Below are 1179 nucleotides of genomic sequence, written 5' to 3' on the forward strand. Positions count from 1 at the left end.
CAACGATCTTAGCAACAACACCAGCACCAACGGTACGGCCACCTTCACGGATTGCGAAGCGCAGACCTTCGTCCATTGCGATAGGTGCGATCAGAGTAACAACCATCTTGATGTTGTCACCAGGCATCACCATCTCAACGCCTTCTGGCAGTTCGATAGTACCGGTCACGTCAGTTGTACGGAAGTAGAACTGTGGACGGTAGCCTTTGAAGAACGGAGTATGACGGCCGCCTTCGTCTTTAGACAGAACGTATACTTCTGACTCGAAAGTTGTGTGTGGAGTGATTGAACCAGGCTTCGCCAGTACTTGACCACGCTCAACTTCGTCACGCTTAGTACCACGCAGCAGAACACCAACGTTCTCACCAGCACGGCCTTCGTCCAGAAGCTTACGGAACATCTCAACGCCAGTACAAGTCGTCTTCGTCGTATCTTTGATACCGATGATTTCTACTTCGTCACCAACAGTGATGATACCTTGCTCAACACGACCAGTTACAACAGTACCACGGCCTTGGATTGAGAATACGTCTTCGATTGGCAGGATGAACGGCTTATCGATTGCACGCTCTGGCTCTGGGATGTAGTTATCCAGCGCTTCAGCCAGCTCAACGATTTTCTCTTCCCACTGAGCTTCACCGTTCAGTGCGCCCAGAGCAGAACCCATGATAACTGGGCAGTCGTCGCCTGGGAAGTCGTACTCAGACAGAAGTTCACGAACTTCCATCTCAACCAGCTCCAGCAGCTCTTCGTCATCAACCATGTCACATTTGTTCATGAACACGATGATGTAAGGGATACCAACCTGACGACCCAGCAGGATGTGCTCACGCGTCTGTGGCATTGGGCCATCAGTCGCAGCAACAACCAGGATACCACCGTCCATCTGAGCAGCACCGGTGATCATGTTTTTCACGTAGTCGGCGTGTCCTGGGCAGTCAACGTGCGCGTAGTGGCGAGTCGGAGTATCGTACTCTACGTGAGAAGTAGAGATAGTGATACCACGCTCACGCTCTTCTGGCGCGTTATCGATAGATGCGAAGTCACGCGCTGCACCGCCGTAAGTTTTAGACAGTACAGTACAGATTGCAGCAGTCAGAGTAGTTTTACCGTGGTCAACGTGGCCGATAGTACCAACGTTAACGTGCGGTTTCGTACGTTCAAATTTTTCTTTAGACA

Annotated in this window: 1 protein-coding gene; it reads right to left on the reverse strand. The window is 51.1% G+C overall.

The window, feature by feature from the left end; translation table 11 throughout:
* On the reverse strand, positions 1–1179 hold a 1179-nt coding region (gene tuf / locus EA58_RS20615), incomplete at both ends, for an elongation factor Tu (protein WP_036757537.1).

The sequence above is a fragment of the Photobacterium galatheae genome, assembly GCF_000695255.1.
GTDB classification, from domain to species: domain Bacteria; phylum Pseudomonadota; class Gammaproteobacteria; order Enterobacterales; family Vibrionaceae; genus Photobacterium; species Photobacterium galatheae.